Raw genomic sequence first — 25,356 nt, forward strand, 5'->3', positions numbered from 1 at the left:
GTGGTCGCCGCACCTGCAGTGAGATTTCCTTACGGCACCGAGCCGACCGATTTCCATAGCCTGTTCGTCGGGGATCGACAGATGCGGAAGGGCCGCTCTTCCTGAGCGAAGAGCGGCCCTTTGGAGAGAACGAAGGAGTGATCGTTCAGCTGCAGCCCAAGCTGTTCCCGCAGTTCAAGCACTTGTAGCACGAGCCATTACGCACGGTCAGGTGGCCGCACACATCGCAGAACGGTGCATCACCCATGAGCTGCGAGAGCTGCTCGTCTAAGGCGTCACGCAGGGATCCGGCACGAACCGTCCCATTGACGGCCGCGGCAACCGTCGCGAGTGCGGCGGCCAGTTCGGCCTGGCCGTCGACGCGCGGCTTCGGGCTCGGAGCGCGCGGCGCCGGCTGGTCGCTCGTCTCGTTCGCTTCTCGATCGATTTCCGGCTGCACCGCGGGAGCAGAAGCACCTGTGTCACGGCTCGCCGCGGACTGGTCGGCTGGTGGGACGTGAACGAGGTCGGTGCGTCCGAGGTATTCGTACCCGAGGACGCGGAAGATGTAGTCGATGATCGAGGTCGCCATCTTGATGTTGGGGTGACCCTCGACGATCCCCTGTGGTTCGAAGCGCTGGAAGGTGAAGGTATCCACGAACTCCTCGAGCGGGACACCATACTGGAGACCCTTGGAGATCGCGATCGCAAAGCAGTTCATGAGGCTACGGAAAGCGGCTCCCTCTTTGGCGACATCCACAAAGATCTCGCCGAGCGTCCCGTCCTCGTACTCACCAGTGCGGAGATAGACCTTTTGCCCGCCGACACGACCCTCGTAGGTAAACCCGCGTCGCTTCTGCGGCAAGGGGCGCCGGCGTGGGCGCTCGACGACCATGACCTCGACCTGTCGCTCGGGCGGCGGAGCCTCCCTGGTCGCTGTGCTGGCTCGCTCGCTCTTTTCCTTCTCGCTGCTTCGCGTCGAGAGCGGTTGGGAGAGCTTGGAGCCATCCCGGTAGATCGCTAGTGCCTTGAGACCGAGCCGCCAGCCCTCGAAGTAGGCGTTGGCGACGTCTTCGACGGTGACCTCGTGTGGCATGTTGATCGTCTTGGAGATCGCTCCGGAGAGGAAGGGCTGCACAGCTGCCATCATCCGGATATGGCCCATATAGTGGATGAAGCGCGTTCCATGCTTGCCGCACTTGTTCGCGCAATCGAAGACCGGCAGATGCTCAGGCGCAAGATGCGGTGCCCCCTCCACGGTTTGCCGTCCACAGATGACGTCGTTGGCTTCCTCGATTTCCTCAGCGGTAAAACCGAGCGCGGCCAGAAGATCGAAGCCCGGCTGGCTCCACTGCTCGGGCGAGAAGCCGAGACGGCGCAATGCTGCTTCGCCGATGACGTGCGGGGAGAAGGCATGCCGGAGCTCGAACACGCTGGGCAGAGCAGCCTCGATGCGCTGCAACTCGTCCTCGGTCAAGCCGCGCGCTCGCAGCGTCTCGCGGTTGATGTGCGGGGCGCCGTCGAGTCGAAGCGTGCCGAGCACATAGGTCAAGATGTCCTGAATCTGCTCGGGCGTATAGCCAAGGCGCTCCAGCGCAGGCGCGACCGAGCGGTTGACGATCTTGAAGTAGCCACCCCCGGCGAGCTTCTTGAACTTGACGAGCGCGAAGTCCGGCTCGATCCCGGTCGTATCGCAGTCCATGAGCAAGCCGATCGTCCCGGTCGGTGCCAGGAGCGTCGCTTGAGCGTTCCGATACCCGAAGCGTTCCCCGAGTTCCAGAGCGCGATCCCAGGCCTCGCGGGCAGCCGCGACGAGTTCGGGTGGACAGTGCGTGGCATCCAGTCCTTGCGGTGCGATGTGCAACCCCTCGTATTCCTCGGGGTGCGCGTCGTAGGCGGCACGGCGGTGGTTGCGGATGACGCGCAACATGTGCTCCCGGTTCTCCGGGAAGGCAGGAAACGGTCCGAGGATCGCCGCCATCTCGGCCGAGGTCGCGTAGGCCTCGCCGGTCATGATGGCGGTGATGGCAGCGGCGACAGCTCGTGCACGGTCCGAGTCGTAAGGCAGTCCCATCGTCATCAAGAGGGAGCCCAGATTGGCGTAACCCAGTCCGAGTGTGCGGAAGCGGTAACTGTTCCAGGCAATCTCGCGGCTCGGATACTGTGCCATGAGGACCGTGATCTCGAGCACGATCGTCCAGAGCCGCACGGCATGTCGGAAGGCCGCGATGTCGAAGCGACCGGATTTCGCATCGTAGAACTTGAGCAGGTTGAGCGAGGCGAGATTGCAGGCCGTGTCGTCGAGGAACATATATTCGGAACACGGGTTCGACGCGTTGATGCGGCCGGAAGCAGGGCAGGTGTGCCAGTCGTTGATCGTCGTATCGTACTGGATACCGGGATCAGCGCACTGCCAGGCTGCCTCAGCGATCATCTGCCAGAGTTCGCGTGCGCGGACCGTCTTGGCGATCCGGCCATCAGTGCGCCAGCGCAAGTGCCAGTCGCGGTCCTCGAGAACGGCGCGGATGAACTCGTCCGGTACGCGCACGGAGTTGTTCGAGTTCTGCCCCGAGACGGTGGCATAGGCCTCGCCATTGAAGTCGGCCGAGTAACCGGCGGCGACGAGTGCTGCGACCTTCTTTTCCTCTTCGGCCTTCCAGCGGATGAACTTTTCGATGTCCGGATGGTCGATATCGACGACGACCATCTTGGCTGCTCGCCGGGTGGTACCACCGCTCTTGATGGCACCAGCAGCCCGATCGAAGACCTTGAGAAAGCTCATCAAGCCGGACGAAGTGCCGCCACCGGAGAGTGGTTCCCCTTCTGCGCGGATCTTGGAAAAGTTGGTCCCGGAACCGGCACCGTACTTGAAGACGCGTGCTTCCCGAAGAACCAGGTCGAAGATGCCACCCGGATTCACCAGATCGTCCTCGACCGACTGGATGAAGCAGGCGTGGGCGGAGGGATGAGAATAGGCGTCCGGTGATTGCCGCAGTTCTCCCGTCTCGGGATCGACGTACCAGTGACCCTGCGGTGGGCCAGCGATCCTGTAGGCCCAGTACAGCCCGGTGTTGAACCACTGGGGAGAGTTGGGTGCGCCGATCTGGTGGAGCAGCATGTAGGCAAGTTCGTCCTCGAATGCCTGGGCGTCTTCTGCTGTGGCGAAGTAGCCGTAGCGCTCCCCCCAATCGCGCCAGCAGCCGACCAGCCGGCGCACGACTTGCCGGACACTGCGCTCCGGTCCCAGGACCGGATTGCCCTGATCGTCGAGGATGGGTCGACCCTGCTCGTCCAGCTGTGGCACCCCGGCCTTGCGGAAGTACTTGGAGACGACGATATCGGTCGCCACCTGTGACCAGTGTTCGGGGACCTCGGCATCGGTCATCTCGAAGATGACTGTGCCGTCCGGATTCGTGATGCGCGAGGTCCGCCGGGTCCATTTGACCGTTTCATACGGATCCTGCCCGGCCTTGGTGTAGAAGCGCCGAATCTTCAGACCGCGTTGCTCCTGACCGTTCGTGTGCTCCGCTGCCATGTTTGCCCCCACAATCCCTTCCGCGTTCTGGCCAGGCACCAGTTCGGGGAGAAACCGGCGATGCTACTAGATCTGGCACCTGTCGGTTTCGTTCGACTCAAGCTCTAGTGTAGTCGCCCCGACCGGAGCTGTCTAGATGTGTCTTCCGGTCAAATGTGCGACTCGTCTCTTCGTCGTCTCTGCTGTACGTACAGCCCGTGGGTAGTGTACCAGTGTCCGCCGCAGCATGCAAGAGAGTCAGCGTACGGACGCGATCAGATCGATAGTGGCGAGCCGGACGCTCTCCCCGGTACGTCCTAGCTGCCGAGGAACGTGGCTGTGTTGCCAGGATCCACGCTGGCTTCTGCTCGCGGATCGCGCGTTGTGCCAGGCTGTCTCACTCGGCTTGAGGGTCTAACAACCCGATGCGGAGCGCGAAGCGCACGAGTTCGGAGCGGCGCGAAAAGCCCAGCTTCTGCATGACGCGATGCCGGTAGGTCTCGACCGTCTTGGGGGAGAGGAACAGTTGATCGGCGATCTCTTGCGCCGTGTACCCGGCCGCGGTGAGCCGAAGCACTTCCCGTTCCCGCTCAGAGAGGAGTTGCGCCGGATCTTGTACCTCGCCGGTCCGCGCATGGTCCAGGTAACCCTGCAGCAGGGTGCGGGCGGCCGCCTGGTCGATGAAGACCTCACCGCGGGCGACCAGGCGGATCGCCTCGACGAGGTCGGTGTGCAAGCTCGACTTGCGCACGTATCCTGACCCGCCTGCCTGCAGCACTGGCAAGAGGTAGCGTTCCTCAGCGTGCACGGTGAGAATCAAGGTGCGTGTGGGGAGGCCGAGACTGGCGATGCGGCGCAAGGCTTCCAAGCCGTTGCCGGGCATGCTGATGTCCAAGACTGCCACATCGGGTTGCAGGGTACGAGCTAACTCGACCGCTTCGTCGGCCGTTCCAGCTTCACCGACCACCGCGATGTCCGGCTCCGCCTCCAAAAGAGCGCGCAGACCGACGCGCACGATCGGGTGATCATCAGCTAAGAGAACGCGGATCTTGTTCGTCGTCATGCTCGAACTCCTGTCGTGCTCGCGAACTGGGTTCGTGACTCGAGTGGCACCGCGACCGTGATGCGGGTTCCGTGGCCGGGCTCGCTCTCGAGGGCGAACGTGCCGTGAACCAGTTCGGCGCGCTCGCGCATCCCGAACAGTCCGAGTCCACGTCCGAGGCCCTCTCGCGGTTCGAAGCCCCGGCCGTCGTCCTCGATCCGCAACGAAACAGTGCCCTCCCGGAACTGCAGGTCGATCGTTGCGTACGTCGCGTCCGCGTGCTTGGCCACATTGGTCAATGCCTCTTGCGCGATCCGATAGAGTGCGAGCTCGATCTCCGGTGACAATCGCTGCCGTTGCCCGCGGACATAGACATGAACCGGGAGACCGAAACGTTGCCAGTACTGCGCTGCCAAGCCTTCCAGTGCTGCCGCGAGACCAAAGTCGTCCAGTACGGGAGGGCGCAGTTCCTGGGCGATGGCGCGGATCGACTCGAGGGTCGCTGTCGTCAGGTCGATCAGTTCCTGGAGGGTTCGCCCATCGGTCGGCTGTTGCCGATCGTGCAGCATCTTGAGCAGAACCAGCAGTGCGGTCAGGCTCTGTGCCGGATCATCGTGCAGCTCGCGGGCGATCCGCTGGCGCTCCTCTTCCTGGGCGGTCAGGACGCGCTGGGAGAGTTCCCGCAGCCGTTGCTGGTAGCCGACCAGCGTATCCAGCATCGCGTTGAACGTCGCGGTCAAGTTCTCCAGATCGGGGTCACTGAGCGGAACGGATGGTGCCCGGACGTGGAAGTTGCCGCGTCGCACCTCGTCGGCTGTCTGCTCCAGGACATCGATGGGGCGAAAGGCCGCGCGCAGAACGATCCAGTTGATGAGAACCGAGAGGAAGGTTCCCGCGATCGTGAAGAGTGCGACGAGTTCGAAAAGGTGCTCAGTGCTTCCCGTACTCAACAGCGTGAGCGTGGTTCCGGCGACGGCCCCGGTGACCACGATCAGAGAATTGGCGATCAAGACCTTGTAAAAGATGGGAAGATGAGCGAGCGACCGAACGAGATAGCCAGTGATCGTCGCAATTCGTGTTGTCATGGTCAGTGGTGGTCCTCGTGCCGCTCAGCGGCGCTTCTTCTTTTTCTTCTTGCTCTGGTGTCGACCGTGGTGGGCTGCTGGCTGCGGTCGAGCTGGGGCAGTGCCGATCCCTGGGAAACCGTCCAGCCCCGGCAAGCTCGGGAATGCGTTGCCGGCTCCGAGCAGACCGCGCAGCGGGCCTCGGCTGCGTCCAGCAGCCAGCTGTCCGAGTTCGGCCATCATGCGCTGCATCTGCTTGAACTGCGTCAACAGCTGCGAGACCTCAGCGATCGTCGTGCCGCTCCCCTGCGCGATGCGTCGGCGCCGACTGTAGTTGATGATGTCCGGGTTGCGCCGCTCCTCGGGGGTCATCGAAAGGATGATCGCCTCGATCCGCTTGTACTCGTCGTCGCTGATCTGCACCTGCTGCTGGCGCAGCAGCTGCCCCATACCGGGGATCATCTCCAGGAGCTGGGTGAGCGGACCCATCTTCTTGACCTGTTGCAACTGCCGCAGGAAGTCTTCCAGATCGAAGGTGCCCGCGAGCAGTTTTTCTTGGAGTTTCTTCCCCTCTTCCTGGCTGATCTGCTGCTGCGCTTTTTCGATCAGCGAGAGGACATCGCCCATCCCCAGGATGCGGGTCGCCAGCCGATCAGGATAAAAGGGTTCGAGCGCATCGACCCGCTCACCGGTTCCGATGAATTTGATGGGAACCCCGACCACGGCTCGAATAGAGAGCGCAGCTCCACCGCGCGCGTCGCCGTCCAGCTTGGTCAGGATGAGGCCGGTCAGCGAAAGACGCCGGTGAAACTCTTTGGCGACATTGACTGCCTCTTGCCCGGTCATGGCGTCGGCGACGAGCAGGATCTCGGTCGGGCGGACTGCTTCGGCCATCCGCTCGAGTTCCTGCATCATCGGCTCGTCGATCTGCAACCGACCAGCTGTATCGATGATAACCGGGTTATAGCCCTGGTCGCGGGCGACCTTGACCGCATGCTTGACGGTCTCGACTGGATCAACCTTGGTCCCTTCGTCGTAGACGGGAAGATCGTGCTGCTTGCCCAGCGTCCGCAACTGCTCGACCGCAGCCGGCCGGTAAATATCGGCCGCTACGAGCAGTGGTCGGCGTCCCTCCTTGCGCAGGTGATAGCCGAGCTTCGCGACTTGCGTTGTTTTGCCCGAACCCTGCAGGCCGACCAGCATGATGATCGTCGGCGGCTGGCTCGCCCACAGGAGTGGAACCCGCTCGCTGCCGAGCACGCGCACGAGCTCCTGGTGGACGATGGCGATCACTTGCTGCGCTGGCGTCAAGGAGCGCAGCACCTCTTCGCCGATCGCGCGCTCGCGGACCGCGGCGATGAAGTCACGCACGACCGTGTAATGGACGTCGGCTTCCAAAAGAGCACGTCGGACTTCACGTAGTGCCTCGTCGACGTCCTCTTCGGTGAGGCGCCCCTTGCGACCGATGCGTTGGAAGACCTGGGTCAAGCGGTCCGTCAGCGCCTCGAACATGGTCAGTCCTCCTCGTCCCCGAAGAACAGGGCGTCGACGTAGGCTTCCGGATCGAATTCGGCAAAGTCCGTTGGCTTCTCACCAGTCCCTACGTAGGCGATCGGGATGCCGAGTTCGCGCGCGATGGCGAAGGCGATCCCGCCTTTGGCCGTCCCATCCAGCTTGGTCAGCGCGATGTCCGTCACGCCAGCTGCTTCCGTGAAGACCCGGGCCTGGTTGAGGCCATTTTGCCCAGTCGTCGCGTCGATGACGAGCAGCACCTCATGCGGGGCGTCCGGCACATGTCGCTGGATGACGCGTCGGATCTTGGCCAGTTCCGCCATCAGATTCGACTTCGTGTGCAGTCGGCCAGCAGTATCGATCAGCAAGACATCGATGCCCCGATTGTGAGCTGCCTGCATGCCATCGAACACGACGGCACCTGGATCCGCGCCGGGTGCGTGTGCGATGACCGGCACACCGAGCCGTTCGCCCCACGCCTTGAGTTGATCGATCGCGGCTGCGCGGAAGGTATCGGCCGCGACGAGCAGGACCGTCCGCCCCTGATCCAGGTGATACCGGGCCAACTTGGCGATCGTCGTTGTCTTTCCGGTCCCATTGACGCCGACGACCAGAGAGACGAACGGAACCCCGCGCTGGTAGATCTTGACCCGGCGGTTGCGCATCGCTGCCTCGAGCAGAGCGACCATCTCCTCACGCAGCGCCTCGCGTGCCTCGACCGGGTCGCGGACCTCGCCACGTCGCACGCGCTCCTGGAGTCGTTCCAGCAAGGCTTCGGTGGTCGCCACACCCAGGTCGGCCTGAATGAGCAACGCTTCCAAGTCATCGAAGAGCTCGCGGTCGATTTGCGACCGCTCGAAAAGCTGAACGATCTGGCGAAAGATTCCCTGCCGGCTACGCTTCAAGCCCGATTCCAGTTGTGGGCTGGGCGGGGTCCGCCGGCGGAAAAAACGACTGAAGATCACGCTCGTCTCCTCGTTCCGGGATACTTCCCTGGAGTGTGGCGCCGCAGCGACTGCCGCGGCGCCATCGCTAAGTATAGCAGTCGTGCCGCGCTGGCTCTTTCGTTGGCTGGAGCGGTCCGGTCGCGCTGTCGGGCGGGGAGTGCTCTCTGGCGAGACGGTGGCGCGCCGAGGAATGCCTGACCCTTGACGAACGTCTCGTCGAGCGGCACACTGGCTGCGTCGGTCGCATCGGACTCTTCCTGCGCGAACTGGGGAACGATGAGCGAAAATCGTGCGACCTATCACTCGATCAAAGAGTTGCCAGCGAGCGAGCGCCCGCGCGAGCGGATCCAGCAGTATGGGCCAGAAGTGCTGACCAATGCTGAGCTCCTGGCCATCATCCTGAACACGGGGACACGTGGCGAGTCGGTGCTCGACCTGGCGCAGCGCTTGCTCGTCGAGTTCGGTGGGCTCGTCGGTTTGGCCAGAGCTGATCTCGCCAGTCTGCGGCGTTTTCACGGACTCGGCGAGGCGAAGGCTGCCAAGCTCAAGGCGGCACTCGAACTCGGGCGGCGGCTCGCGCTGGCCCAACCGGAAGAACGTCCGGTAATCCGCACACCGGAAGACGTGTACGCGATCGCTGGGGCGGAAATGGCGACCCTGGAGCAGGAACAACTCCGGGTCGTGCTGCTCGATACCCGGAACCGCGTGGTGCGCACGGTGACGGTCGCACAGGGGCACGTGAACGGTGCCCAAGTGCGGATCGCCGAGTTGTTCCGGGAGGCTATCCGTGCCAACACTCCGGCACTCGTCTTGCTCCACAACCATCCGTCCGGTGACCCGACACCGTCTCGTCAGGATATCGAGCTGACCGAGAGTGCGGTCGAGGCGGGAACCCTGCTCGGGATCGAAGTGGTCGATCATCTCGTGATCGGGCATGGGCGCTTTTGCTCGCTGCGGCGGCTCGGGCTCGGGTTCGCCGCAACGTGACTGGTGCGCGAGCGCGCGCCGAGGGAGGTGGCTAGGGGGCTATGACTGCGCATGGGACGGACGATTGGCTGACGAGAGGAGTTTCCCATGGAGAGGCCCCCTTTGGACCGACCCGATGACGCGGCTGAAGCTCTGGGGTTCGATCGACTCCGACCCAGTACGGAAAACGATCGACTCGTCGCGGCGCTCGGCTATGTCTTTTGGATCGTGGTGCCGCTGATCGTCCTCCTCACCGATCTCCGGCGGAGTTCCTTCGCCTACGTCCATGCCCTGCAGGGTCTCGTCTTCGGTGGAGCGAGCATCGTCTTCCTCCTGCTCTACTCGTGCCTCACGTTTGCGCTGACCGCGATCGTGCCGCCACTCGGCTGCGTGCTGTGGATCGGTTTCTTGCTCCCCCTCGGACTCGGGCTCTACGTCGCCTATCGGGTCGTGACGGCGAGCCAGGTCGCGTTTCCCGTCCTGAGCGATGTGACGCGCTCCCTCTTCCGGCAACAGCTCGCTGGCCTGGGGATTTGACCGAGCTCACGCGCCGGGAAGCCAACCGCGGTCGATCAGTGCCTCGCGGCCGAGATGGCCGAGCAGGATCTCGAAGCGAGTTCCGGCCAGCTCGGGATGGTACTCCATGCGATTCCGCTCGAAGTACTGGACGAGGTAGCGTTGCCCGTCCGTTTTGCTCACTTCTTCGAACGGTTCGCTGATCGGGTAACCGAAGACGGCAGGGCCCCCGCGGCTCCACCAGTATGCCTGGAAGGGTGGCCGTAACGTGTGGCGTGTCTCGACGAAGTAATCGATCTGCGGATCGGCTGGCCGCTCCACCGGCCGAAACGCTGGCTCGTTCTCGCGCCCGCGTGTCCGCTCGACACCGAGCAGCCCCAGCAAAACCTCGAACGGTGTCCCGGCCAACTCGGGGTGGTGCTCGAAGCGCGCTCGCTCGAAGTACTGCACGAGATACTGTTGCCCATCTGTTGCGGAGACCTCCACGAATGGCTCGGTCAGTGGATAGCCGAAGCGCTCGAGTCCCCCGTTCGCTCGCCAGTAGTCGTAGAAAACGCGCGGGACATTGTGCTGGGTGACCTCGAAATAGATCATGTTCGGATCGCTGCTCGGTGGAACCGGAGCAGTCGGTGGCGGCAGGGTGGTAAGGTCTTTCGGGAAGACGCCTTGTTGCTCGTAGCGCACGTACTCGCGCACCAAGCTGGCCGTCAGGCGCCAGCTGCGCACGGACCGTAAGCGGATGAAACCGGTCACGGTCGCTTCCTGTCCGGGTGGGAGCGGCGCAGGGAGTCCCCACCGGAACGGGTTGGGCACGCCGGTGTTGCCTTCGAAATCGACCCCGACGCGAAAGGCTCCTTCCTCCTTCGGAAAGCCGACACTGTCGAATGTTTGGCCTTCATCGTAGATGAATCCTGGAGGCGGTCCTTGGGTGGGCAGCTCGATCGGCCCGACATTGCGAACGACCGCGTCGACCCGGACGAGTGTGCCGGCGTACAACTCGCTCGCTGGCGTGAAGGTCACGCTGACCAGTTGGGCCCTCGGTTCCAAGCGCCGCGGCTTGGAGGGGAAGACGATCGGGCCAGTTCCTTTGAGCATGCCGCGGAGGAGCGGCAACTGTGCATAAAGCCGGTCACCCGGGCATTCGGTGATGTTGTAGTCGCGGTGCCCACCGATGTTGGGAACGTCCACGAGGTCGCGGAATGGCCCGATGCCGCCTGGGTCGAGTTGGCCTGCACGTGTCCGGACGAGACGCGCCAGCGCGTCGAGGACGACCCGCGGGGGATCGGTCGCCGTGAAGTCCCCCAGCACAGCGATCCCGAGCGTCCCCGTGTTGTACCCGGCGGTGTGGGCGCCGACGACGTTGGGACCACCGTATCGTCCTTCGTAGACGCGTCCTTGCCAGTCGACGACGAAGTTGTAGCCGATATCGCCCCACCCGAGCGTGACAGCGTGATAGGCGTAAATGGCCCGGATCGTCGCGGCCGGATCAGGTGGATCGTTGCGCGTCACGGTATGGTGGACAATGACTTTCTGGATCGGCGCGTAGCGTGGTGGCCAGATTTCCTTCCCGTTTTCATCGAAACGCAACGATTCATCAGCTCCCCAGCCGGCTCGAGGAACGATCCAGCCATCGATGAGGTCGCTGCTCGCGAACCACTGCATGTCGCTCAAAGAGACTTCGACCGCGGTCACGCGGATCGCTTCGACTCGTGGCCCCGCTCCTCCGATGCCCGGCTCGCAGACGATCCCGAGCTGGACGGCTCGTCCGCTGGCCAGGATCGGTGGGGCATAGGTCCAGCCATCGTCCTGGGCTGGTGGCGTGTGCGGATCAGCGGCGAGCGGGATCCAGTCGCTCCAGCTTTCGCCGTCGCTGCGCAGGCGGACCGAGAGCTGCAACAGCGCACCTCGGGGAACCGAGGCCTGCCAGCTCACCTCGACGCTGCGGAAGGAAAACGGCAATGGATAGACCGGCGTCAGGATCTGGCCAGCTGTGGGAAACGGACCCTCGACGAACCAACTGGTCCTCCGGATCACCCCGCCACGCGCCTGGCTGCTCCCCAACTCCATGACCGTCGCTGCGATGACCCCGCCAGCCACGCGCAGGAGCATCCGCCGCGTCAGTCGGCTCCCCCGCATCGCGTCCCCCTCGGGTGGCCTGCCTCACCGGCCGGCACGGGGGCAATCGTACGCCACAGCGAGTGTACGATCAACCTGTCCGAACAGTCCCATCGGTCCTCGTCGGCGGGGAGCGTGCAGCATGATATGCTGGAGCGCTGCAGAAAGCGAGCGCGTGATGGAGCGTCTCGAGCACAGCAAACGGCGGACGATCGTCGAGTGGGCCTCGTTATTGCCGCCGCTCGCTGTCCTGGCGGCAGTCGCATTGCTGTGGTCCGTTGCGCCGAGCCAGCTCGAACTGGCGACCCGTGCGGCCTTGCACGGGTTGTGTGCCCAACGGCCGAGCCATTCCTTCTGGTTCGGCCCGTACCGGTTGCCCTTTGATGCTCGGATGACCGGTATCTACGCAGGTGCTGCAGCGACGGTCGCCTGGCTCGCCCGGCGAGCGGCTCGCCGGTCAGCCGCACCCCCGTCTCCGCTCGCGATCGGGTTTCTCGCCACCGGGGTCGTGATGCTTGCAGTCGATGGCCTGAACTCGCTGGCGCTCGACCTCGGCCTGCGGTCGCTCTATTCGCCGCACAACCTGCTGCGCTATGCCACCGGTGCCTGGACCGGCGTCGCGCTCGGCAGCATGCTCTGGTGGGTCTTCCAGTCGACGACTTGGCGCTCCGATCTCTGCGACTCGGGCACCGTGTTCGAGTTGAAGCGCGATGGTATCCCGCTCGCCGCAGCGCTGGCCTTTTTCGGCTGGTTTGCCTGGCGGGGGCCGGTCTTCTGGTTTCCGTTGGTGGCGGTGGGGCTAGTCCTGGCGGCGCTCCTCACGTTGGCACTGCTCGCCTGGCCGGTGGTCCTGGCTCTGATCGGCCGGATCGAATGCGCAACGACCTGGCAAGAGCTTCGCCGTCCTGCCCTTGCCGCACTGACGATCGCGCTCGCGTTCATGGTGGTGACGAGTGTCGCCCGCTATGGACTCGAGCGGATGCTCGGTCTCTCCTCGCTGACTTGACGAAAAGGGTGCAGCGATGCCGCGCGATCTCCCGATCGGCAACGGACGGTTGCTTCTCGCGTTCGACCGGACGTATACCCTGCGCGATGTCTACTTCCCGCGGGTGGGGCAGGAGAACCATGCGCAGGGGCGCCTCAACCGCTTCGGCATCTGGTGCGATGGTGAATTCGCGTGGTTCTCCGACGAAGGGTGGGAGCGCGACCTCCGCTACGAAGAACGCACGCTGGTGACGGACGTTCGCTTGCACCACCCGCGGCTCGGGCTGACACTCGTCTGTCATGATGCCGTGGCCCTCGAGCACGATCTCTGGATACGACGGGTAACGGTCCGGAACGAGCGGCCGATCCCGCGGACTGTACGCCTGTTTCTCCATTTCGATGGGTACCTGTGGGGCTACGCCGATGGTGAGACGGTGTACTACGAGCCCACGGCGCGAGCACTCGTGCACTACAAGGGAAAACGCTACTTCTGGTTTTCCGGTTGGGCCGGCGATCGACCCGGTTACCACTGCTTCGCCTGTGGGAACAAGGCGTTCCGTGGGCATGAGGGGACCTGGCGCGATGCCGAGGACGGGGTGTTGAGCGGGAATCCGATCGCGCAGGGGTCGGTCGACTCGATCGGGGGACTGGAACTCGTGCTTCCGGCTGGGGGTGAGGGGAAAGCTACGTTCTGGATGGCAGCCGGGCTCCGCTTCGCCGATGTCTACCGGCTGCACCAGACAGTGCTCCAGCTGGGCCCAGAAGCGTTGCTGACCCGCGTCCGGCGCTATTGGCAGAGCTGGATCGAGCCCGATCCTCCGGGTTTGGTCTCTCTCTCGCCGACGCTGCAGCGCCTCTACCGGCAAAGCTTGTTGATCCTGCGGACGCAGATCGACGAGGGTGGAGCGATCCTCGCGGCGAATGACTCCGATATTCTGCAATTCGGTCGCGATACGTACAGTTACGTCTGGCCGCGCGATGGCGCGCTCATCGCCAGCGCGTTGTTGGATGCCGGCTATCCGGAACTGGCGCGGCGCTTCTTCACTTTCATCGGTGACCTGGTCACCCACTACGGATTTTTCTTGCACAAGTACAACCCGGACGGCTCCGCTGGGTCGAGCTGGCATCCCTGGGCAGGTCCGACGGGTGACCTCCAGTTCCCGATCCAGGAGGACAGTACTGCTCTCGTACTGATGACCCTCTGGGATTACTATCGCAAGACCCGCGACCTGGAACTTCTCCGCGGCTTGTACAGCTCGGTGGTCGTCCCGTGCGGGCGTTTCCTGGCTTCCTATCGTGATCCGGTCACCGGATTGCCCGCGCCCTCGTACGACCTCTGGGAAGAGCGACGCGGTATCCACACGTTCACCGTGGCGGCTGTCGTGGCCGGGTTGCGTGCTGCGGCACGCTTGGCGCGAATCTTCGGTGACGACCAGTTCGCGGAGGGGTGGGATCGTGCTGCCGATGGTATCCGCGCTGCGGCGAGCCGCTACCTCTTCCGAACGGAACTCGGGCGCTTCGCCCGCATGCTCACGGTCGATGCGCAGGGGAACGTCGAACCTGACCCGACGATCGATGCCAGCCTGGCGGGGCTGTTCCTGTTCGGGTTGTTCCCGGCGCGCGATCCACGCGTCGTCGCCACGATGCAGGCAGTCGAGGAACGACTGTGGGTGAAGACTCCGGTCGGAGGCATCGCCCGCTACGAGGACGACTACTATTACCAGATGAGTCGCGATATCGAGCGCATTCCTGGCAATCCCTGGTTCATCTGCACGCTGTGGCTCGCAGATTGGCACATCGCGCGGGCGACTTCTCCCGCGGAACTCGCTCGTGCCCAGGAGTTGCTCGAATGGGTCGCAGCCCACGCGCTACCGAGTGGCGTGCTGGCCGAGCAGGTGCATCCGGAGACGGGCGAGCCGCTCTCCGTCAGCCCCTTGAGCTGGAGTCATGGAACCTTCATCGCGACCGTGCTGCGCTATCTCGAACGCGAAGGCCAGCTCGCGGCGGCGGGCTGGCCTTCTTTCCTCGCTCCCTGATCGAAGGGCCGGTGTCACCGTCCAGGTGGCCAGTTTCCGTACCAGTCGAAGCGTTGTTCGCTCAACCCCACGACGACATTCTTGACCTGCGTGTAGAGGTCGAGCGCGTGCCGCGACAGTTCCCGCCCGATACCGCTCTGCTTGAAGCCGCCGAAGGGGGCCTCCGGTGGATTGACGACGGGATAGTTGATGCTGATGTTGCCGGCCTTGATCCGCGCCGCCAAGCGATGTGCCCGCTTGATGTCGTTCGTCCAGATCGTGGCAGCGAGCCCGTAGATCGTCGCATTGGCGATCTCGACCGCCTCGTCCTCGGTGCGGAACGGAATGACGGCGAGCACCGGACCGAAGACTTCCTCGCGGGCGATCGTCATCTGGGGCTGCACCTCGTCGAAAATCGTCGGCTCGACGAAGTTCCCGCGCTGGAGCACCGGGTCGTCCGGCCGCTTCCCACCCAAGCGGAGCGCAGCCCCTTCCGCCTTGGCGCGCTCGACATAGCTCAGGACGCGCTCGCACTGTCGGCGCGAGACCAACGGACCGAGCTGGGTGCGCTCATCCAACGGGTCACCGATCCGCAGAGCGGATGCCTTGCGCAGAAAGAGATCCATGAACTGATCATGGATCGACTCGTGCAGCAGGAGACGCGTACGTGCCGTGCAGCGCTGACCCGCATTGGTGAAGATAGCGAACAGCGAGCCGTTGACCGCCTCTTCGAGGTCGGCGTCCGGGAAGACGATGTTCGGCGACTTGCCACCGAGTTCGAGGGAAACCTTCTTGATCGTCCCCGCACTCAGGCGCAAGATCTCGCGACCGGTCTCCGTCTCGCCGGTGAAGGCGATCTTGTCGACCAGCGGGTGCTCGCAGATCGCGGCACCGACCTCGCTGCCCGGCCCCGTCACGACGTTGACAACGCCTTCAGGGATACCGGCTTCGAGGCAGATCTGCCCCAGGATGAGCGCGGTGATCGGGGTATAGCTGGCAGGCTTGAGAACGACCGTATTTCCGGCCGCGAGTGCCGGTGCCAGTTTCCATGCGGCCATGAGGATGGGGAAGTTCCAGGGAATGATCTGTCCGCACACCCCGTACGGTTCGCGAACCGTGTAGTCGAGGAGCGGTCCGTTCATCGGGATCGTCTCGCCCCAGATCTGACCTGTCAGGTTGGCGTAATAGTCGAAGCAGTTGGCGGCAGACAAGATGTCCATCCGCGACTCGACGATGATCTTCCCGCAGTTCAGCGTCTCCAGACGCGCGAGTTCGTCGACGCGCTCACGGAGGATCTCGGCGACACGGCGCAAGCGGCGGGCCCGCTCGTTGGGCGTCATACGCCCCCAAGGGCCTTCGTCGAAGGCACGACGGGCTGCGCGGACCGCACGGTCGACATCCTCCCGACTCGCCCTGGCGACGTAGCCGATGACCTCGTTCGTCGCCGGATTGTAGGTCGGGAACGTCTCACCGCTCGCGGCGGGGACGAACTGGCCGTCGATGAGCAGACCGTAGGTGCGAATTCCGGTTTCGGTCGTCATTCTTCGCCTCCCCGGGCAGGAACCGAGTGAACGCATGCCGCTGCTGCCCTTGCGGCAGCACGATCGTAGCACGGCCAGCGTGTTCGGTCATGAGGCTGGCGGTGTGAAGACGATATTCCACGGTTTGAGCTGGATATCCTGAAAGACGCCGGCAGCGAAGAAGGGGTCTCCCTCGATGAGCTGGCGGGCTTCCTCCTCGCTCTCGGCTTGATAGATGATGAGCGCGCCGCTGTCATCGACGAACGGCCCCGAGGCCCACAGTTTGCCTCGCTCGCGTAGTGCGCTGAGGTACTGGCGGTGAACCGGACGCACTTCCTTGATCTTGTCCGGGTTCCCGTAGCGGATCACTGCCGCCCAGAGCATTCCTCGCTCCTCTCGTCACTCCACGTCGTGCTCGGCCTCCCGTTCTCCAGGATAATCCGGTTCGCCCGGGCTGACGAGCGCGCGGGGGTCGCCGGTGATGACGAAGGCGATGCGCTCGCAGATATTGGTCACGCGATCAGCGATCCGCTCGAGATTGTGTGCTGCCCAAAGCAACAGAGTGGCCCGCTCGATCGTGCGGGGGTCGCTCATCATGTAGGTCAAGAGTTCTCGGTAGACTTGATCGTAAAGTCCATCGACCTCGTCGTCCCGGCGCCAGATGGTGCGGCAGCGCTCGAGATCCATTTCGATGAACGCATCGAGCGCTTGGCGCAGCATGTCGATCGCGATCTCGGCCATCCGTGGGATATCGATCAAGGGCTTGAGGGGTGGCCAGGCACTCAGTCGGATAGCGATCTTGGCCAGCCCTTCTGCGTAGTCACCGATGCGCTCCAGTTCCCCGATGATGAAGAGGGTCGCGGCGATGATCCGGAGATCGGAAGCCATCGGTTGCTGGGTCGCGATGAGCAGCAATGCACGCTCCTCCAGCGCGTAGCTCCGTTCGTCGATCGCGCGGTCGTGCTCGATCACTTCCTGCGCCAACTTCGTGTCATAGCGCTTGAGCGCCTCGACCGCGCGTTCGACTGCCTTTTCCACCATGCTACCCAGATTCAAGAGGTCCTGGCGGAGCAACTGGAGGTCACGCTCGAATTCCAGGCGAGCACGCGTTGCCATGTCGTTTTCCCTTTCCTCGTTCGGGTTCGTACCTCTCCAGACCGGCGCGAAGCGGCGATCGTGCGGGGTACTGAGTAGTCCAAGTGTACGCCGCAGTGCGGCGAGGAGCTAGCCGATCTTGCCAGTGATATAGTCTTCGGTTTCCTTGCGTTTCGGGTTGGTGAAGATCCGCTGCGCGGTATCGAACTCGATCAGCTTGCCGGTCCGTTCCTCGCCGGCGAGCAGGAAGGCGACATAATCAGCAATGCGGGCTGCTTGCTGCATGTTGTGGGTGACGATGACGATGGTATAGCGCTGCTTGAGTTCCCAGATAAGCTCTTCGATCCGGTAGGTCGCGATCGGGTCGAGCGCACTCGTCGGTTCGTCCATCAGGAGAACCAGTGGTTCCACCGCGAGTGCCCGGGCGATGCAGAGCCGTTGTTGCTGGCCACCGGAGAGCGAGGCCCCTGAGTCCTTCAGCTTGTCCTTGACCTCGTCCCAGAGTGCAGCCGCTCGGAGACTGCGTTCGACGATCTCATCCGCTTCCGTGCGGGAGAGCCGTTGCCGGTGCAAGCGCACTCCCGCGAGGACGTTGTCGTAGATCGAGAGCGTCGGGAACGGGTTCGGCTTTTGGAAGACCATACCCACGAGTTGGCGGACGCGAGCGGGGTCGATTCCTGGACCGTAAATATCGACCCCTTCCAGGCGAACACTTCCCGTCACCCGCGCGCCTGGCGTCAGCTCATGGAGTCGGTTCAAGCAGCGGATCAACGTCGACTTGCCACACCCGGAAGGGCCGATGACTGCCGTCACGGCACCAGGATGGATCGGCAACGTGATATCGGCGAGCGCTTGGAAGCGGCCGTAGTAGGCGGAGAGTCGCTCGATTTCCATACCGGCAGCCGCCGTGAGCGCCCGGTCGCGCGACGCTGTTTCGGCGCGGGCAGCTTGTGCGGCGGTGAGTGCGGCGATCGGCTCGGACATCGTCGGATCCCTCCGAACTACTAGCCGATGCGGCCAGTGATATAGTCCTCGGTCCGTCGGTCGCGTGGCCGCAGGAAGATTTCGCGGGTCGGCGCGTATTCGATCAATTCTCCGGTGCGATCTTCTCCCGCCAGGAGGAAGGCCGTGTAGTGGGACACGCGGGAAGCTTGCTGCATATTGTGCGTGACGATCACGATGGTGTAGGTATGGGCGAGTTCGATCATCAGATCCTCGATCCGCATGGTCGTAACCGGATCGAGTGCCGAACAGGGCTCGTCCATGAGCAGGATATCGGGCTCGAGCGCGATCGCGCGCGCGATGCAGAGCCGTTGTTGCTGTCCCCCAGAGAGCGCGAGCGCGTTCTGCTGGAGCTTGTCCTTGACCTCGTCCCAAAGCGCGGCCTTGCGCAGGGCTTCTTCGACGCGTGCCGCGATGTCCCCACGGTACCCGTTGACGCGGAGACCGAACGCGACATTCTCGAAGATACTCTTCGGAAATGGATTCGGTTTCTGGAAGATCATGCCGATGTGGCGCCGTACCCAAACCGGGTCGGTCGTCGGGGCATAGAGGTCGATCTCGCCCCGGTAGATCGATCCCTCCACCCGGGCGTCCCGCGTGAGGTCGTGCATCCGGTTGATCGCACGCAGGAGCGTGCTCTTGCCGCATCCGGACGGGCCGATGATGGCGGTGATCCGACGTGCCGGGATAGTGAAGCTCACATCCCGGATCGCCTGGTGCTTGCCGTACCAGACGTTGAGTCGCTCGATGCGCAGAGCAGCCGGTTCCGCTGGCTGAACGATATACCGTGCTGGGGTCGGGCTGGTGATCGTCATGGGCGGACTCCCCTCAGAAGCGGATGCGGCGCTGCAGCCGAGCGCGGAGGAAGATCGCCAGGCCGTTGAAGAGCAAGAGCACAGCCAGCAACACGATGATTCCCGCAGCAGCGCGCTCGTGGAAGGCCGGTTGCGGACGCGAGATCCAGTTGAAGATCTGGATGGGCAGGACGGTGAACGGATCGAACAGGCTCTTGGGCGTAAAGGCGACGTAGGTCAGCGCGCCGATGGTGATGAGCGGGGCAGTTTCGCCGATCGCCCGCGCAAGTGCGAGAATCGTGCCGGTCAGGATGCCAGGCAAGGCTGCGGGAAGGACGAAGAGCCGGACTGTCTGCCAGTGCGAGGCGCCGAGCGCGAGTCCGGCCTCGCGGATCGATGGCGGAACCGCCCGCAACGCTTCGCGCGAGGCGATGATGATGATCGGGAGCACCAGGAGGCTGAGTGTCAAGGCTCCTGCGAGGAGACTGCGGCCGAGCATGAAGGTGCGGACGAAGACACCGAGACCGAGCAACCCGTAGACGATCGACGGGACGGCTGCCAAGTTGGACAAGTTGATCTCGATCGTCGCAGTGAGCCGGTTTTGCGGTGCGAATTCCTCGAGATAGATCGCAGCAGCGACGCCGAGTGGAAAGGCGATCAGGGCCACCAGAATCAAAATATAGAAGCTTCCGACTAGCGCGGAGCGGATGCCGGCTTGCTCGGGGCGCCGCGAGGGATAGCTCGTCAAGAAGTCCCAGGAAAGTGCCCGCCAGCCGTCGTGGATGACATCGGCGATGAGGACCCCGAGCGTGACGAGCCCGATGGCGATCGCGACCGCGCTGAGGAGGCCGAAGAGCATCCCGAGTCGCTTGCGCAAAGGTAGGCGAGGATCGAACTCTCGCTCGGTCATGGAAAGCCGCTCGGCACTCACTCGTAGACCTCCCGGAAGCGCTTGAGGAAGCGGTAGCTCAAGAGATTCAGTGCCATCGTGATCACGAACAGTGTGGTGCCGACCGCGAAGATCGTCTGGTACTCGAGCGTGCCATGCGGAGTATCGCCGAGGCTCACCTGGACGATGTAGGCAGTCATCGTCTCCATCGCGACCAGCGGGTTGAGGGTGAGGCGCGGGACCTGGCCCATCGCGATGGCCACGATCATGGTCTCGCCGACTGCCCGCGAGACCGCCAGAATGAAGGCAGCGACGATACCCGAGAGCGACGACGGTACCACGACGCGCCAGACGACCTCGAGTTTGGTGGCACCCAGCGCATAGGCACCCTCGCGGAGACTCTGCGGGACTGCCCGCATGGCGTCCTCGGAGAGGGAAGCAACCAGCGGGACGATCATGATTCCCATCACCAGGCCGGCCGAAAGCGCGTTGAACACCTCGAGCTGCGGGATGAAACGCTGGAGCAACGGTGTGACGAAGAGCAGGGCGAAGTAGCCATACACGACCGTCGGGACACCGGCGAGGATCTCCAGAACCGGCTTGACGACGCGGGCGACACGGTCCGGAGCGTATTCCGCGAGCCCGATCGCCGAGAGGAGCCCGATCGGTAGGGCGATGAGCATCGCGATGACCGAGACCAGAATGGTCGCCGTGAGCAGTGGCCAGATGCCGAAATGCTTCTCGGTAAAGAGGGGAGTCCATTGCGTGTCGGTCAAAAAGTCGACGATGGAAACGCGCTGGAAAAAGCGGACGGTCTCGATCCCGAGCGTGTAGATGATGCCGATCGTCGTCGCGATCGAGATCAGTGCAGCCAGGAACAGGAAGGTCAGGATCGTTCGTTCGCGGACGCGACGAATCCGGTCGATTCGTTGCGTGCCGGTGAGGACACGCTCGACCCACTCTCGGCGGTCGATCGATGTGGCGAGTTGAGCAGGAGTTGACTCGCTCGTCACGTCCGTCCCTCGCTCGGCAACGACCGGCCGCGAGCAGGAGGACTTCCTCCTGCTCGCGGATTGTACCCGGTCTTCTCGACCTCCGGGAAGCTATTCCTCACGCTTGAGCACGTCCTCGATCGAGACACCGACCTCGACTCCCTTGAAGACCGACCCGGTCTTTCGCGCTTGGAAGCGCTTCTTGGCGAGCTGGTAGGCCTCGTCCGGCAGGGGGATGTACCCGACTTCCTGAGAGAGTTCGGCTGCGTTGTCGAGATAGAACTCGACGAACGCCTGGACTTCCGGCCGATCGGCTTGGTCGCGTGCGACATAGATGAAGAGCGGTCGCGAGAGGGGCTGGTATTGCCCGGTCTTCACCGTCTCGAGGTTCGGCTCGACCGGTTTGCCGGTCTTCGGGTTGACGATGGGCACGATCTTCACCCGACCTTTATTCTCGATCGCGTAGGCGAGCCCGAAATAGCCGAGCGCGTTCTTGTCCCCGGCGACACCCTGGACGAGGACGTTGTCGTCCTCGGAGGCAGTGTAGTCACCCCGGCTCGCGCCAGCCTTGCCGTTGATCGCTTCCGTGAAGTAGTCGAAGGTTCCCGAGTCGGTTCCTGCCCCGTACAAGTTGAGCGGTGCATCCGGCCAGTTCGGTCGCACCTGGTTCCAGCGGGTGATGACCCCCTGCGACTCGGGCTTCCAGATCAGATTGAGTTCCTCGACCGTCAAGTGATCCACCCAGTCGTTTTGCGGGTGCACCACGACGGCGAGTCCATCGAACGCAACAGGAAGCTCGATGTACTCGCGACCGCTCTTTTGGCAGGCCTCCACTTCGGAGTCCTTGATCGGGCGCGACGCATCCGAGATATCGGTTTCCTTGTTGCAGAACTTCTTGAATCCACCGCCGGTGCCGGAGATTCCGACCGTGACCTTCACCTGGGGATACTTCTTCTGGAACTCCTCGGCGACTGCCTCCGAGATCGGGAACACGGTGCTGGAACCGTCGATCGTGATCGTACCGCTGAGCTGCTGGGCCGGCTTGGTAGGAGTTGGCTGAGCTGCTGGGGTGGTTGCCACTGCTGCGGTCGGTGAAGGCTGAGCGGCTGCTGCTGGCGTTGGGCTCGGCTGCGCTGCCGGAGCGGTCGTCGGCGTGGGGGTCGCTTGCCCGCCCCCGCACGCTGCGATGAGCGCGCTCGCTACCGGAACCGTGGCGCCCAGTGTGGCCAGGCGCGCGATCAATTGCCGTCGACTCAGTCGCGTCGTCCGTTCCTGCATGGTCAACTTCCTCCTCCATTCGTCTCGTCCATTGCCGCCAATTCCGGTACGAACCGGTATCCGATTCCGTGGACCGTTCTGATCAGGTTCGACCCATCTGGCTCTCCTCCCAGTGCTTCCCGGATCCGGTGGATGTGGACATCGACGTTCCGGAGGTCGACGACGTCCTGTCCCCAGACCAGGTCGAGAAGCTCCTGCCGCGTGCACACGCGACCGGCCCGCTCGACCAGTGCGGTGAGCAGGGCGAACTCACGCGGCGCGAGATGAACCTCCCGTCCCCGGTACACCACGCGGTGCTCGTCGCGGAAGATCACGAGCGTTCCGGCCGTGAGCACGTTTCCGGCTGTCGTCTCTGCCGACCGGCGCAGCAAGGCGTCGATCCGGGCAAAGAGTTCGCGCGTGCGGAAGGGCTTCACCACGTAATCGTCGGCGCCTTCCTGGAACAGCGCGACGATGTCGTCTTCGCTGTCGCGGGCCGTCAACACGAGGATGGGCGCGCTCGACCACTTGCGGATCAGCCGGCAGACATCGCGCCCGTCGATACCCGGGAGCATCAGATCGAGGATGATGAGGTCGGGTCGGATGGTGCGCGCCAGCATGATCGCGTGCCGGCCCTCTTGGGCGGTCCAGACGCTGTAGCCGCGTTGTTCCAGGCTGTAGGAGAGAATCTGGGCGAGTGTCGGATCATCCTCGACGATCAGGATACGCTGCTGCGTCGGTGTTCCTTCTGGTCGCGTGGTCGATCGACTGCTCACCGTGACCATCCGTCTTCCCTTCACTGTGGGCAGTGTACCGGGCTGCGATTAACGGAGGATCAGCGGGAGATTAACGGTCGATTAACGGGGCGAGTTCGCTGACGACGCGCACCACGTCGCTGACTGCGAAGGGGCGGGAGAGGATCCGGTTCGCGCGCTGGCGCAGCCATTCCGGCAGGGCGCGCAGGGGGCTCGCCAGGACGAGGAGTCGCGTGTCAGGGAAGTCTTCGAGCAGGCGCTGGAGTTCGGCGAGCTGCTCACCATCACTCGCGAGGTCCACCACGATCAGGTCGGGGCGCAATCCCCAGCCAGCGAGAAAGTGTGCTGCGTCAGCGGCGCGCTCGTGCGCGCTCACGGCGTAGCCGAGTTCCTCGAGTTCCGCGCGGAAATAGGAGCGTGCCGGCCAGTCCGGCTCGATCAGGACGATGAATGGTAAGGCAGTCATCGCCTCGCTCCTGCTCTCGCGAGACAGTACGCAACTGTCTCGTGAACGGACGAGAGCGGCCGCTCGAGGTAGGACGAGCGACCGCTCTGCCATCCGGACACGATTCCGAGGTGCCGCGAGCAGCTCAGGATGACTCGCGCAGCGTCCGGGCCGCCAGATATTCCTGGCACTGCCAGCACTGATGCGGTCCTGCGGTGGCTCGGCAACGCTCGACCGCTTCCGGCGTGTTGAGCGCATAACCGAGCGCGCAACGGAGGATCACCCGTTTTCGGCCACGCTTGGTCTGGAAGGTAACCTTCTTCAGCATCGGGCAACCCAGCCACAGCTCTTCCTCGGAATCGGTGTCCGGCGCACGCCGAAAGAGTTCTGCTACCAGCATCGCGCCGGTCACCTCACACTCGTTCTCCTGGCAACACCAGGAGATCGTTCCAGCACACGCTCGCGGCAGTTCCCTGCCAAGCTGGCTGGTTCACCTTCCAGTATACGCGCGACGCGATTCCATCATGGCGTCGACCCCGGCAGGCGCAATTTGGCGGCCAGAACTGGGCTCTGGAACTCGCTCGCCAGGATATCCATGATCACGATGTCGTCGCGGTACGGACCGATCTTCGTCGCTTGGCGCAGGCGACCGACTTCCCGGAATCCGACACGGTCGTAGACGGCTCGTGCCCGCTCGTTCGCTGCGTAATAGCGTAGCCAGATGTGATGCAAGCCGAGGACCGTGAAGCCGAAGTCCAAGAGGAGAGTCAGCGCCTCGGTCGCGTATCCCCGTCCCCAAACGCTCCGCTCACCGATGACGATCCCGACCTCGGCGCTCCCGACAGCGAAGTCGATCCCGAAGAGTTCTGCGTTGCCGACCGGGCGGTCATCGGGGCGCTCGTAGATCGTGAAGACCCGGCGTGTTGGGTCGCGCCGGGCTTGCTCGAACCACTCGACTTCGTCCTCGACGGTGAAGGGAACCCGCCAATGAGCAGTCAGCGTGCGCGAGACCTCGAGATCGTTCATCCACCGCTGATAGACTGCGGCCAAGTCGCGCCGGATCGGACCGAGGTAGACGAGTTTGCCAGGGACGATAACCTGCAGATGCTGATACTCTTCCATCGCTATGTCCTGCTCCTCCCCGCTCACCTGTGTGACGCTTCCCCACGACCGTGTTACGCTGGCGGCGGCGAGTGCCGTGCAGGAGGTCTCCGTGTGGCTCGTCGGGACATCCGGTTGGTCGTATCGTCACTGGCGTGGCCGCTTCTATCCGCCAGAACTCCCGCCATGGGAGTGGTTCTCCTACTACCTGCGCGAGTTTGCCACAGTCGAGTTGAATGTGACTTTCTACCGGCTGCCGGCGCGCCAACGCTTTCGGGAATGGGCTAGGCAAGCTGCCCAACGACCGGGCTTTGTCTTCGCGGTCAAGGCACCACGCGCGATCACGCACGTCCATCGCTTGGCTGGTGTCGAGCCGGTGCTGGGAACATTCCTGGCCACAATCGAGGAACTCGGTTCCTCTCGCGGCCCGCTCCTCTTCCAGCTGCCTCCCGGCTTCGCCTGCGATCTCGACCGCTTGCGATCTTTCCTCGATTCGTTGCCAGCGGGCCAACCGTTCGCCTTCGAGTTCCGTCACCCGAGCTGGTTCGTGCCCGCCGTCGCCGATGCGATCGCCGGCGCTGGCGGCACGATCGTCCTCGCGTATGGCGGAACGCATCCCACTCCGGATTCGTTTCCGTTCGTCGGCCCGCTCTGTTATGTCCGAGTACACAGTGGTCTCTTCGATATCGGTCTGACGGACGAGGAGATTGCTCAGCTGGTTACCCGGTTGGCCTCCTGCAGCGATCGGCCCGGATTCGTCTACTTCAACAACGACGCCTTCGCCCATGCAGTGCACGATGCTCGGCGCTTGCGCCAGGCACTCCAGCGTGAGGGCTTACCGGTCGCGTGAGG

General features: G+C 63.7%; 23 protein-coding genes. 5 read left to right on the plus strand and 18 right to left on the minus strand.

Annotated elements, in window-relative coordinates; genetic code table 11:
- Window positions 1-145: 145 nt before the first annotated feature.
- The 5 genes from TRD_RS08470 to ftsY all read right to left on the minus strand — a co-directional run bounded on the left by TRD_RS08470 (window position 146) and on the right by ftsY (window position 8,076).
- Window positions 146-3,514 carry a vitamin B12-dependent ribonucleotide reductase gene (locus TRD_RS08470; RefSeq protein WP_015922757.1) on the minus strand — a complete coding sequence of 1,123 codons (3,369 nt, stop codon included), beginning with the start codon at window positions 3,512-3,514 and terminating at the stop codon, window positions 146-148.
- A 376-nt stretch (window positions 3,515-3,890) separates the two neighbouring features.
- On the minus strand, window positions 3,891-4,556 hold the full coding sequence (locus TRD_RS08475) for a response regulator (protein ID WP_015922758.1): 666 nt from the start codon (window positions 4,554-4,556) through the stop codon (window positions 3,891-3,893).
- Window positions 4,553-5,620 (minus strand): sensor histidine kinase, encoded by a 1,068-nt coding sequence (locus TRD_RS08480; protein WP_015922759.1) that lies wholly within the window; start codon window positions 5,618-5,620, stop codon window positions 4,553-4,555. Before TRD_RS08480 ends, TRD_RS08475 begins: the two co-directional genes overlap by 4 nt.
- Before the next feature lie 24 nt (window positions 5,621-5,644).
- Window positions 5,645-7,111 carry a signal recognition particle protein gene (gene ffh, locus TRD_RS08485; protein ID WP_015922760.1) on the minus strand — a complete coding sequence of 489 codons (1,467 nt, stop codon included), beginning with the start codon at window positions 7,109-7,111 and terminating at the stop codon, window positions 5,645-5,647.
- 2 nt (window positions 7,112-7,113) lie between these two features.
- Window positions 7,114-8,076 (minus strand): signal recognition particle-docking protein FtsY, encoded by a 963-nt coding sequence (ftsY, locus tag TRD_RS08490; RefSeq protein WP_015922761.1) that lies wholly within the window; start codon window positions 8,074-8,076, stop codon window positions 7,114-7,116.
- Window positions 8,077-8,334: 258 nt separating this feature from the next.
- Between ftsY and radC the strand changes: the two genes are divergently transcribed.
- Both radC and TRD_RS08500 read left to right on the plus strand, forming a co-directional pair.
- Window positions 8,335-9,045: a RadC family protein gene (gene radC / locus TRD_RS08495; protein WP_041436070.1), complete on the plus strand. Its 711-nt coding sequence runs from the start codon at window positions 8,335-8,337 to the stop codon at window positions 9,043-9,045.
- Between the two features lie 87 nt (window positions 9,046-9,132).
- Window positions 9,133-9,561 carry a hypothetical protein gene (locus tag TRD_RS08500; RefSeq protein WP_041436073.1) on the plus strand — a complete coding sequence of 143 codons (429 nt, stop codon included), beginning with the start codon at window positions 9,133-9,135 and terminating at the stop codon, window positions 9,559-9,561.
- A 6-nt stretch (window positions 9,562-9,567) separates the two neighbouring features.
- Here the strand turns inward: TRD_RS08500 and TRD_RS08505 are convergent, their stop codons facing one another.
- Window positions 9,568-11,676: an N-acetylmuramoyl-L-alanine amidase gene (locus TRD_RS08505; protein WP_015922764.1), complete on the minus strand. Its 2,109-nt coding sequence runs from the start codon at window positions 11,674-11,676 to the stop codon at window positions 9,568-9,570.
- Between the two features lie 157 nt (window positions 11,677-11,833).
- Here TRD_RS08505 and TRD_RS08510 point away from each other — a divergent pair, with 157 nt between their 5' ends.
- Both TRD_RS08510 and TRD_RS08515 read left to right on the plus strand, forming a co-directional pair.
- Entirely contained in the window at window positions 11,834-12,661 is an 828-nt protein-coding gene (locus TRD_RS08510) for a DUF2085 domain-containing protein (RefSeq protein ID WP_052294089.1), read from the plus strand.
- Between the two features lie 16 nt (window positions 12,662-12,677).
- Window positions 12,678-14,675, plus strand: a complete 1,998-nt coding sequence (locus TRD_RS08515; RefSeq protein WP_015922766.1) for a glycoside hydrolase family 15 protein — start codon at window positions 12,678-12,680, stop codon at window positions 14,673-14,675.
- A gap of 14 nt (window positions 14,676-14,689) precedes the next feature.
- On the opposite strand, the gene TRD_RS08520 is transcribed toward TRD_RS08515, so the two are convergent.
- The 12 genes from TRD_RS08520 to TRD_RS08575 form a co-directional block, all read right to left on the minus strand.
- A complete protein-coding gene (locus TRD_RS08520) occupies window positions 14,690-16,195 on the minus strand; it encodes an aldehyde dehydrogenase family protein (protein WP_015922767.1) in 1,506 nt (501 codons plus the stop codon).
- An 87-nt stretch (window positions 16,196-16,282) separates the two neighbouring features.
- On the minus strand, window positions 16,283-16,558 hold the full coding sequence (locus TRD_RS08525; RefSeq protein ID WP_015922768.1) for a YciI family protein: 276 nt from the start codon (window positions 16,556-16,558) through the stop codon (window positions 16,283-16,285).
- Window positions 16,559-16,573: 15 nt separating this feature from the next.
- Window positions 16,574-17,290, minus strand: coding sequence for a phosphate signaling complex protein PhoU (gene phoU, locus TRD_RS08530; protein WP_015922769.1), 717 nt, complete (start codon window positions 17,288-17,290; stop codon window positions 16,574-16,576).
- A gap of 108 nt (window positions 17,291-17,398) precedes the next feature.
- Window positions 17,399-18,253 (minus strand): phosphate ABC transporter ATP-binding protein PstB, encoded by an 855-nt coding sequence (gene pstB / locus TRD_RS08535; protein ID WP_015922770.1) that lies wholly within the window; start codon window positions 18,251-18,253, stop codon window positions 17,399-17,401.
- A gap of 20 nt (window positions 18,254-18,273) precedes the next feature.
- The gene (gene pstB / locus TRD_RS08540; protein WP_015922771.1) at window positions 18,274-19,086 is read right to left on the minus strand and encodes a phosphate ABC transporter ATP-binding protein PstB; all 813 of its coding nucleotides are present in this window, start codon (window positions 19,084-19,086) and stop codon (window positions 18,274-18,276) included.
- A gap of 13 nt (window positions 19,087-19,099) precedes the next feature.
- Window positions 19,100-19,975, minus strand: a complete 876-nt coding sequence (pstA, locus tag TRD_RS08545; RefSeq protein ID WP_041437032.1) for a phosphate ABC transporter permease PstA — start codon at window positions 19,973-19,975, stop codon at window positions 19,100-19,102.
- Between the two features lie 17 nt (window positions 19,976-19,992).
- On the minus strand, window positions 19,993-20,880 hold the full coding sequence (gene pstC, locus TRD_RS08550; RefSeq protein WP_169302305.1) for a phosphate ABC transporter permease subunit PstC: 888 nt from the start codon (window positions 20,878-20,880) through the stop codon (window positions 19,993-19,995).
- A gap of 177 nt (window positions 20,881-21,057) precedes the next feature.
- Window positions 21,058-22,224 (minus strand): PstS family phosphate ABC transporter substrate-binding protein, encoded by a 1,167-nt coding sequence (locus TRD_RS08555; protein WP_015922774.1) that lies wholly within the window; start codon window positions 22,222-22,224, stop codon window positions 21,058-21,060.
- A gap of 2 nt (window positions 22,225-22,226) precedes the next feature.
- Entirely contained in the window at window positions 22,227-22,988 is a 762-nt protein-coding gene (locus tag TRD_RS08560) for a response regulator transcription factor (RefSeq protein WP_015922775.1), read from the minus strand.
- A gap of 61 nt (window positions 22,989-23,049) precedes the next feature.
- Window positions 23,050-23,424, minus strand: coding sequence for a response regulator (locus tag TRD_RS08565; protein WP_015922776.1), 375 nt, complete (start codon window positions 23,422-23,424; stop codon window positions 23,050-23,052).
- A 124-nt stretch (window positions 23,425-23,548) separates the two neighbouring features.
- A complete protein-coding gene (locus TRD_RS08570; RefSeq protein WP_015922777.1) occupies window positions 23,549-23,815 on the minus strand; it encodes a hypothetical protein in 267 nt (88 codons plus the stop codon).
- Between the two features lie 110 nt (window positions 23,816-23,925).
- Entirely contained in the window at window positions 23,926-24,525 is a 600-nt protein-coding gene (locus tag TRD_RS08575; protein WP_015922778.1) for a GNAT family N-acetyltransferase, read from the minus strand.
- Between the two features lie 91 nt (window positions 24,526-24,616).
- On the opposite strand from TRD_RS08575, the gene TRD_RS08580 reads away from it, so the two are divergent.
- The gene (locus TRD_RS08580) at window positions 24,617-25,354 is read left to right on the plus strand and encodes a DUF72 domain-containing protein (protein WP_015922779.1); all 738 of its coding nucleotides are present in this window, start codon (window positions 24,617-24,619) and stop codon (window positions 25,352-25,354) included.
- The last annotated feature ends 2 nt before the right edge of the window (window positions 25,355-25,356 follow it).

Origin of the sequence: Thermomicrobium roseum DSM 5159, from assembly GCF_000021685.1 — a bacterium.
In the GTDB taxonomy this organism is placed as follows: Bacteria; Chloroflexota; Chloroflexia; order Thermomicrobiales; family Thermomicrobiaceae; genus Thermomicrobium; species Thermomicrobium roseum.